General features: G+C 56.9%; 1 protein-coding gene. It reads left to right on the top strand.

Annotation, left to right across the window (positions count from 1 at the left end):
* Positions 1–516: transposase (locus ACR3FF_RS27355; RefSeq protein WP_458191249.1), on the top strand; the 516-nt coding region annotated here is incomplete at its 5' end.
* Between the last annotated feature and the right edge of the window lie 34 nt (positions 517–550).

The following is a 550-nucleotide window of genomic DNA, read 5'->3' as shown; positions in this document are numbered from 1 at the left end:
TACTTGGATCGCGGCTTCTATCAGGTTCATGTTGTCGCGGCGTTGGAACAGCTAGAAGTCGACTACATCGTGCGTGCGAGGCCGAGTAAGGGGATGAAAGACCGTCTCAGCGCCGGCGCTGAGACGGTCGTTGATGCGTACCAGATGCAGCGAAAACGTTCCCCAACAGCATCGGTTGACGTCACCGTGTTCGCTGTGCCGCATCGAACACGGGAGGACGACCACGTCTGGTTCGTGACGAATCTCGACGTAGATGCCGGGACAGCACGAGCGTACGCGGCGGCGTTCCGCCGCCGCTGGGGGATTGAAACCTCGTATCGGAAGATCGGTGACTTCCTTCCGAGAACGTCGGCGCCGACGTTCTCGGTGCGGTTGTTCTACTTTCTGTTCGCTGTCTCTCTGTACAATTTGTGGGTGTTAGCAAACGTCCTCGTCTCAGCTGATAGAATACCAACGAAGCCACCGATCTCAACACGAATCTTTCGTACATTTGTCCTCTCGACAGATTACGGCTAGCGGGTGGGTCACTCCGACCGGGAAAACCGGTCAG

The sequence above is a fragment of the Haladaptatus ordinarius genome (genome assembly GCF_054177595.1).
The sequence above is the reverse complement of the archived record's forward strand: the minus strand, read 5'-3'. Positions and strand labels throughout refer to the sequence as shown.